The organism is Cellulomonas gelida, assembly GCF_006538725.1.
In the GTDB taxonomy this organism is placed as follows: Bacteria; Actinomycetota; Actinomycetes; order Actinomycetales; family Cellulomonadaceae; genus Cellulomonas; species Cellulomonas gelida.
Map to the genome: position 1 here is coordinate 40161 of NZ_BJLQ01000028.1, position 8639 is coordinate 48799.

The following is an 8639-nucleotide window of genomic DNA, read 5'->3' on the forward strand; positions in this document are numbered from 1 at the left end:
CCACGACCGCAGCACCCGAGGAGCAGCCCCGCATGGCGCGTCGCCCCGCGACCCCGAACCTTCCGCCCGACGACCTGGTCGAGCGGATCGTCGACATCGACGTCGCGACCGAGATGGAGGGCTCGTTCCTCGAGTACGCCTACTCGGTCATCTACTCGCGCGCGCTCCCCGACGCCCGTGACGGGCTCAAGCCCGTGCAGCGACGCATCCTGTTCCAGATGTCCGACATGGGCCTGCGCCCCGACCGGCCGTACGTGAAGTCGGCGCGCGTCGTCGGCGAGGTCATGGGCAAGCTGCACCCGCACGGCGACTCGGCGATCTACGACGCGATGGTGCGCCTCGCGCAGCCCTTCAGCCTGCGCCTGCCGCTGGTCGACGGTCACGGCAACTTCGGTTCGCTCGACGACGGCCCCGCGGCGCCGCGCTACACCGAGGCGCGCCTCGCTCCCGCGGCGATGGCGATGACGACCGACCTCGACGAGGACGTCGTCGACTTCGTCCCGAACTACGACAACAAGCTCCAGCAGCCCGACGTGCTGCCCGCGGCGATCCCGAACCTGCTCGTCAACGGCGCCGCCGGCATCGCGGTCGGCATGGCCACCAACATGGCGCCGCACAACCTCGTCGAGGTCGTCGCCGCAGCGCGCCACCTCGTGATGCACCCCGACGCGACGCTCGATGACCTCGTGCGGTTCGTGCCCGGCCCGGACCTGCCGACGGGCGGCAAGATCGTCGGCCTCGACGGCGTGCGCGACGCCTACCGCACGGGGCGCGGCGCCTTCCGCACGCGCGCCACCGCGCGCGTCGAGAACGTCACCGCGCGCCGCAAGGGCATCGTCATCACCGAGCTGCCCTACATGGTCGGGCCCGAGAAGGTGATCGAGAAGATCAAGGAGGGCGTGCAGTCCAAGAAGCTCTCCGGGATCGCCGACGCGGTCGACCTCACGGACCGCGCGCACGGTCTGCGGCTCGTCATCGAGGTCAAGTCGGGCTTCGACCCCGACGCCGTCCTCGAGCAGCTGTACCGCGCCACGCCGCTCGAGGACTCGTTCTCGATCAACAACGTCGCGCTCGTCGAGGGTCAGCCGCGCACGCTCGGCCTGCGCGAGCTGCTCGTCGTGTGGGTCGACCACCGGCTCTCGGTCGTGCGCCGACGATCCCAGTTCCGGCTCGACAAGCGCCTCGAGCGGCTGCACCTGGTCGAGGGCCTGCTGATCGCGATCCTCGACATCGACGAGGTCATCCAGGTCATCCGCACGTCCGACGACGCCGAGGCCGCCCGGGCGCGGCTGCGCTCCGTCTTCGACCTGTCCGAGCCTCAGGCCGAGTACATCCTCGAGCTGCGCCTGCGCCGCCTGACGAAGTTCTCCCGTCTCGAGCTCGAGCGCGAGAAGGAGCAGCTCGAGGCCGAGATCGACGAGCTGCGCGCGATCCTCGCCGACGACCTGCGGCTGCGCACGCTCGTGTCCGACGAGATGGCGCAGGTCGCCGCGACGTACGGGACGCCCCGACGCACGATCCTGCTCGAGTCCGCAGGCGGCTCCGCGGTCACCGGCGCCGCGGCGGCGAAGGGCTCGTCGCGCGCCCCCGCGGTCGCCCTCGAGATCGCGGACACCCCGTGCTGGGCGCTCCTGTCGGGCACGGGCCTGCTGGCGCGCACGGCCACCGACGAGCCGCTCGAGCGCACGCCGGACACGCGCCGGGCCAAGCACGACGTGCTGGCGTCGGTGATCGCGACGACCACCCGCGCCGAGATCGGCGCCGTCACGTCGCGCGGTCGGCTGGTGCGCGTGCCGATGCTCGACCTGCCCGCGCTCCCGCCGACGAACGGCGCGCCGTCGCTCGGCGGTGGCGTGCCGCTCAGCGAGGTCGTGGCGCTCGATCCGGGCGAGCGGGTCGTCGCGCTCGCCTCGCTCGCGCCCGACGCACCGACGCTCGCGCTGGCGACCGCGCAGGGTGTGGTCAAGCGCGTCACCGCGGGCGACGTGCCGAACAACCGGGACGCGTGGGAGGTCATCGGGCTCAAGGACGGCGACGAGGTCGTCGGCGCGAGCCAGGTCACGGACGACGACGAGCTCGTGCTCGTCTCGTCGGACTCCTCGCTGCTGCACTTCGGTGCGACCCAGGTCCGACCGCAGGGCCGTGCCGCGGGCGGCATGGCGGGGATCAAGCTCGCCGCGGGCCAGCGCGTCGTCGCGTTCGCGGGTCTGTCCGCGGCGCAGGCCACCGACGCAGTCGTGGTCACCGTCTCGGGCTCGTCGTCCGCGCTGCCCGGGACGCAGGCCGGCTCGGCGAAGGTCTCGCCGTTCGAGGTCTTCCCCGGCAAGGGCCGCGCGACGGGTGGTGTGCGCTCGCACCGGTTCCTCAAGGGTGAGGACGCGCTCATCCTCGCGTGGGTCGGGCCCGCGCCTGCCTGGGCGTGCGGGTCGGCGGGCCAGCCCGTCGACCTCCCGGCACCCGACCCGCGACGCGACATGTCCGGCACGGCGCTGCACGCGCCGCTGCACGCGATCGGCTGACTCAGACCTCGAGACCGCGGCGGGCGGTGACGAACGCGACCACGTTGTCGCGCTTGGGGGCCTGCGTCTGCGTCTGCGCGGCACTCGCCGCGGGGCGCGTGGCCCGCCGCGCGCGGTTGTCCGACGCGACCGACGCGACGAGCAGCGCCTGGCCGACCGTGTACGTCAGCATGACCCACACGTCCTGACCGGGCAGGTCCCAGCCCGGCACGAACCGGCCGAGCGCGATGAGCGCGTCGGAGACCAGGAACACCGCACCACCCGCGGCCCCGAGCGGTCCGAGCCCGGTCGCCAGCACCGCCATCGCGGTGAGGACCCCGCCGTAGACCGCGACGGGGACCAGGAGCGTCCCGGCGTGAGGGCCGCACAGTGCGACGAGCCCGACGAGCACGCCGGCGTAGACCACGAGCCAGGCGGGCGCCGTGCGCACGACGCTGCGCCGGACGCGCGGGGCGAACGCGACCACGTAGGACACCTGAGCGAGCAGGAAGCACCCGACCATCGCCAGGAACGCCGCGTCGCCGTCGAGCAACCGGGGCGTGAAGTCGCCGAGGAACGACGCGACGAGGCCCCCGAACGCCCAGGTGACGAGGTGCCCGCGTGGCCAGCGGGTCGCGGCCCAGAGAGCACCGGCGAGGGTCGGCATGAGCAGGCACTGCGTCACGTCGGCGAGGACGGCGGCGTCCGCGAGCAGCGCACCCAGGTGCACGACGACGAGCACGACGTAGCCGACGGACCACCAGCGCAGCGCGACCGACGAGGGCATCGGGGCGTCCTTCCCGCCGGCGGGCCGGCAGCACGACGGCGGACCTCGTCGTCCGCCCGGCGCGATGCTATCCCGCGGCACCGCGGGCCGGCGACGCCCGGGCAGGCGAGCCCTGACCTGCCCGGGTGCGGCCCCCGCGTCCCCTCAGAGCTCGATCGTGTAGAGCGTCGAGCGGTGGAACGGAGCGAACCCGAGGGAGGTGTACAGGCCCAGCGCCCCGGACAGGTTCTCGGTGTCGACGCCGATCTCGGCGTACTCGATCCCGTCCGCCCGCAACCGCGCCATGACGCCCGCCAGGAGCGCGGGGGCGATCCCCCGGCGCCGCCAGGCAGGACGGACCCCGAGCAGCTCGACGTAGCCCGAGCTGTGCCCCGCGATCTCCCAGTCCTGCTCGTACCGGCCCGAGAGGAGATATGCCGCGACCTCACCGGTCGTGTCGTCGACCGCGAGCAGGCTCCACTGCGGGGCGAACTGGCTGCGCCCGCTGCGCCACGCCTCGGCGGTCTGCGGCTCGCTGCCCCAGTGCGACGCGAACGACTCGTTGTGCGCGAGGCGCACGTCGTCGTCGCGGTCCTCGCTCCACGCCACGACGCTCACGCCCTGCGGGGCCGGCACCTGCGGGAGCGCGACGTCGAGCGGACGCCGCAGCTCGGAGTACACGCGGATCGGCGCGAGCCCGGCCGCTCGGAGCAGGTCGATCGACGCCGCCGCCTGCTCGGAGGCGAACGCGCCGATCCGCCCCGGCACGTCCTTGCCCGTGGCCGCCAGGACCTGTCGCGCGCGGTCGATCTGCCAGGCCAGCACGTCGCGCCCGATCCCCCGTCCGCGCCACTGCGGGTCCACGCCGCCCTCGAGGAACGTCCGCACCGTGGTCGTGTCACCCGGCGGCTGCGTCACCTGGGCCCACGCGCGCAACGCGCCGGACGGGTCCAGCCCCCCGAGCGTGTCACGCGCCGGGTCCTTCCAGTCGCCGTCGAACTTCTCGGCGACCTCGTCCTGCGACGTGCGGAACGGCTCCCCGTCCGCCTCCTCGATCTGGGTGACGAGCCGCGTGAGGTCGGGGACGTCGTCGAGCGTGAGGGCGCGCCAGGCGAGCCCGTGGGCCTCGGAGGGACGCCGTGCCTCGGCCGGCGGCTGTGCCCGCTCGGCGATGGGCGACGTCGTCAGGGCGGTCTGGTCGGCGGCAGGCATGCGCCCATGCTCCGACGACCCTCCGGGCGCAGGCAACGGCAATTGCCCGCCCACGCCGGTATGCGTGCGGTCGAGCCCCCCGTCAGACGTCGATGCGGCTGCGGTCCAGCCCGTGCGCCCCGGCGACGATGAAGTCCTTGCGCGGCGCGACGTCCGAGCCCATGAGCAGCTCGAAGACCTCTTCGGCGCGCTGGGCCGCGTCGACGGTCACGCGACGCAGCGTGCGGAACCGCGGGTCCATGGTCGTCTCCGCGAGCTGATCGGCGTCCATCTCACCGAGGCCCTTGTACCGCTGGATGTCGTCCTTGTACTTCTTCCCGGCCTTGTCGAGCTTCTTGAGCGTCGCCGCGAGCTCGGTCTCGGAGTAGGTGTAGACGTACTTGTCGGCGTCGCCCCGCACGCCGCTCAGCTCGATGCGGTGCAGCGGCGGCACGGCCGCGTAGACGCGACCCTCCTCGACGAGCGGTCGCATGTAGCGGAAGAACAGCGTGAGCAGCAACGTCCGGATGTGCGCACCGTCGACGTCGGCGTCGGTCATCAGCACGATCTTGCCGTAGCGCGCCGCCTCGAGGTCGAACGTGCGCCCCGAGCCCGCGCCGATCACCTGGATGATCGCCGCGCACTCGGCGTTCTTCAGCATGTCCGTGATCGAGGCCTTCTGGACGTTGAGGATCTTGCCGCGGATCGGCAGGAGCGCCTGGAAGTCCGACGAGCGCGCGAGCTTGGCCGTGCCGAGCGCGGAGTCGCCCTCCACGATGAACAGCTCGCTGCGGCCCACGTCGTCGATCCGGCAGTCGGCGAGCTTGGCGGGCAGCGAGGACGACTCGAGCGCGTTCTTGCGGCGCGAGATCTCCTTCTGCTTGCGCGCCGACAGGCGTGCGCGCATCTCCCCCACGACCTTGTCCAGCAGCGCCGCGCTGTGCGCCTTGTGCTCGCGCTTGCTCGAGGAGAAGACCGCGCCGAGCTCCTGCTCGACGACCTTCGCGACGATCCCGCGCACGGGCCCGGTCCCCAGGACCTCCTTGGTCTGGCCCTCGAACTGCGGCTCGGACAGGCGGACCGTCAGCACGGCGGTCATGCCGGCGAGCACGTCCTCCTTGTCGATGCGCTCGGTCGCCGCGTCCTTCGCGCTGATCTTCAGGCGACGCGCGTTCGCCTCGACCTGCTTGCGCAGCGTCTTGAGCAGCCCCGCCTCGAAGCCGGCCTGGTGCGTGCCGCCCTTGGGCGTCGAGATGATGTTCACGAACGTGCGCAGCTCGGTCTCGTACCCGGTGCCCCAGCGCACCGCGACGTCGACCTCGCACGTGCGCTGCACCTCGCGCGGGGTCATGTGGCCCTTCTCGTCGAGCACCGGCACCGTCTCGGTGAACGTGCCCGAGCCGGTCAGGTGCCACGTGTCCGTCACGGGCGCGTCGGGCGAGAGGTGGTCGACGAAGTCGACGACACCACCCGTGTGGCAGAACGTCTCCTCGTGCGGGCCGTCGGCGCCCGGGGTGCCGGGCAGGCCGCGCTCGTCGCGCACGACGATCGTCAGGCCGGGCACCAGGAAGCTCGTCTGGCGAGCGCGCGTGACGAGCTCGTCGTACGCGAACACGGCCGACTTCGGGAAGATCTGCCGGTCCGCCCAGTACCGCACGCGCGTCCCGGTCCGGGCCCGCGCGACCTTCCCGACGACCGCGAGCTCCGACCCGGAGACGAACGGCTCGAACGGCGACTCGGGCGAGCGGCCCGCGCGGTCGTCGAACGTCCCGGGCTCGCCGCGGTGGAACGTCATGCGGTGCGTCTTGCCGTCGCGGTCGACCTCGACGTCGAGCCGTGCCGACAGCGCGTTGACGACCGAGGCACCGACGCCGTGCAGACCGCCCGACGCGCCGTACGAGCCCCCGCCGAACTTGCCACCCGCGTGCAGCTTGGTGAACACGACCTCGACACCCGTCAGGCCCGTCTTCGGCTCGACGTCGACCGGGATGCCGCGCGCGTTGTCACGGACCTCGACCGAGGTGTCGGCGTGCAGCACGACCTCGATGCGGTCGCCGTGGCCACCGAGCGCCTCGTCGACCGAGTTGTCGATGATCTCCCACAGGCAGTGCATGAGGCCGCGGCTGTCGGTCGTGCCGATGTACATGCCGGGTCGCTTGCGGACGGCCTCGAGCCCTTCGAGCACCGAGAGGTGCCGGGCGGTGTAGTCCGAGCGCGAGGAGGTCGTCGTCACGCGTGAGATCGTAGCCGCGCACGCCCACAGACCCTGGCTGCCATGCCGCTCGCGCAGCCGCGCGATCGCGAGGGCGGCGACCGTCGACGGTCGCTGCGACGGGCGCCGCGACGTGCGCCAAAGGTCCCTTGCGTGTCGGCTGCATCACGATCGTGTGACGTTTCCGTACGCGGACAGCGAACCACCCGCTTCCGAGGGGATGGAAAGTGCGGGCTGATGGTTGTATGGAGACGTGACAGCGACAACGACCGAACCGCTCACCGCAGCCGACCGCTGCGACCGCTGCGGTGCCCAGGCCTACGTCCGCGTGGTGCTCCCCGTGGGCGAGCTCCTGTTCTGCGCCCACCACGCCCGCGAGCACGCTCCGAAGTTCGCCGAGCTCGCGACGCACGTGCACGACGAGACCGACCGACTGCTCGAGGAGCACGGCGCCGGCGCGGTGCGCTGAGCCCGCCCCACTCGACGACGAGGCCCGGACCGTTCGACGGTCCGGGCCTCGCCTCGTCCCCTCCCGAGACCCTCAGAGCCGGAACACCTCACGAGGGCGTCCGTCGACCAGGTCGACGATCGCCTCCGCGGCCTCGTCCTCCCTCAGGCGGTGCTCGGCCACCAGGCGCGCGAGGTAGCCCGCGTCCAGGCGCCGCGCCATGTCGTGCCGTGCCGGGATCGAGCACAGCGCACGCGTGTCGTCGATGAACCCGCTCGTCCGGGACAGCCCCGCGGTCTCGGTGACGGCCGACCGCCACCGTCGCACCGCGTCCGGTGCGTCGAGGAACCACCACGGCGCACCGACGTACACCGACGGGTAGAAGCCCGCGAGCGGTGCGAGCTCACGGGAGAACGTGCTCTCGTCGAGCGTGAAGAGCACCAGCCTGAGGTTCGGGTGGGTGCCGTACCGCTCGAACAGCGGCCGCAGCTCGTCGGTGAACGAGCCGCGCAGCGGGATGTCGTGCCCGGTGTCGGGGCCGAACCGGGACAGGGTCGGGCCGTGGTGGCCGCGCCGGACGCCCGGGTGCAGCGTCATGGTCAGCCCGTCGTCGACGGACATGCGCGCCATCTCGAGCAGCATGTGGCGACGCAGTGCCGTCGCACCCGCCGGGTCGATCTCACGTCGCACCGCCCGCGCGTACAGCCGCTCCGCGTCCGCGGCGTCGAGCGCAGCGGTGCCGACGTCCTCGTGGCTGTGGTCCGCCGACACCGCCCCGTGGGCGCGGAAGTGCTCGCGACGCTGCTCCATCGCCAGGACCCAGCCGGCGTACGTGCCGGTGTCGACGCCCGCCGTCGCGCCCAGACGCGTCACGTCGTCGACCCACGCCGACCGGCCCGACTCGAGGTACCGGTCGGGACGGAACGTCGGCAGGACGCGCCCCTCGAAGGTCGGGTCCGCGCTGAGGATCAGGTGCGCGGCGAGGTCGTCGGTGGGGTCGTCCGTCGTCGCCATCACCTCGATGCCGAAGCGACGGAACAGCGCGCGCGGGCGGAACTGCGGCTCCCGCAGGCACGCCGAGATCCGGTCGAAGATCGCGTCGGCCGTGGCCGGGCCGGGCTGCGCCTCGATCCCGAAGACCTCGGCGAGCTCGGACTCGAGCCAGTACCGCACCGGTGTCCCCCGGAAGACCGCCCAGTGCTCGCACAGGTGCCGCCAGGCGCGCCGCGCCGCGTCCTCCGCGAGCGGGCCTTGGCCGACGCCGAGCTCGTCGAGCGCGACGCCCGAGGCGTGCAGGAGTCGCGTGACGTAGTGGTCGGGCGTCAGGAGCAGGCTCGTCGGGTCGGCGAACGGCTCGTCGTCCACCAGCAGCCGCGCGTCGACGTGCCCGTGCGGCGACAGGATCGGCAGGTGCTGCACCTGCTCGTACAGGCGCCGGGCGATGGGCCGCAGCTCCCTCTCGAACGGCAGCAGACGATCGGGGTGCAGCGCTGTCGTGGGCGCCGTGAGCACGCTCATGACTCC

6 protein-coding genes are annotated in these 8639 nt (G+C 72.8%); 2 read left to right on the top strand and 4 right to left on the bottom strand.

Annotation, left to right across the window (positions count from 1 at the left end):
- Window positions 1–32 precede the first annotated feature (32 nt).
- Window positions 33–2519, top strand: a complete 2487-nt coding sequence (locus CGE01nite_RS12300; protein ID WP_048342314.1) for a DNA gyrase/topoisomerase IV subunit A — start codon at window positions 33–35, stop codon at window positions 2517–2519.
- Between the two features lies 1 nt (window position 2520).
- Here CGE01nite_RS12300 and CGE01nite_RS12305 read toward each other — a convergent pair whose 3' ends face one another.
- From CGE01nite_RS12305 to CGE01nite_RS12315, 3 genes are all read right to left on the bottom strand, one after another.
- Window positions 2521–3285: a lysoplasmalogenase gene (locus tag CGE01nite_RS12305; RefSeq protein ID WP_141371236.1), complete on the bottom strand. Its 765-nt coding sequence runs from the start codon at window positions 3283–3285 to the stop codon at window positions 2521–2523.
- A gap of 144 nt (window positions 3286–3429) precedes the next feature.
- Window positions 3430–4476, bottom strand: coding sequence for a GNAT family N-acetyltransferase (locus tag CGE01nite_RS12310; protein WP_141371237.1), 1047 nt, complete (start codon window positions 4474–4476; stop codon window positions 3430–3432).
- An 82-nt stretch (window positions 4477–4558) separates the two neighbouring features.
- A complete protein-coding gene (locus tag CGE01nite_RS12315) occupies window positions 4559–6688 on the bottom strand; it encodes a DNA gyrase/topoisomerase IV subunit B (protein WP_048342317.1) in 2130 nt (709 codons plus the stop codon).
- Window positions 6689–6920: 232 nt separating this feature from the next.
- Here CGE01nite_RS12315 and CGE01nite_RS12320 point away from each other — a divergent pair, with 232 nt between their 5' ends.
- On the top strand, window positions 6921–7136 hold the full coding sequence (locus CGE01nite_RS12320; RefSeq protein WP_048342318.1) for a DUF7455 domain-containing protein: 216 nt from the start codon (window positions 6921–6923) through the stop codon (window positions 7134–7136).
- A 72-nt stretch (window positions 7137–7208) separates the two neighbouring features.
- On the opposite strand, the gene uxaC is transcribed toward CGE01nite_RS12320, so the two are convergent.
- Entirely contained in the window at window positions 7209–8633 is a 1425-nt protein-coding gene (uxaC, locus tag CGE01nite_RS12325) for a glucuronate isomerase (protein WP_141371238.1), read from the bottom strand.
- Window positions 8634–8639: the final 6 nt, after the last annotated feature.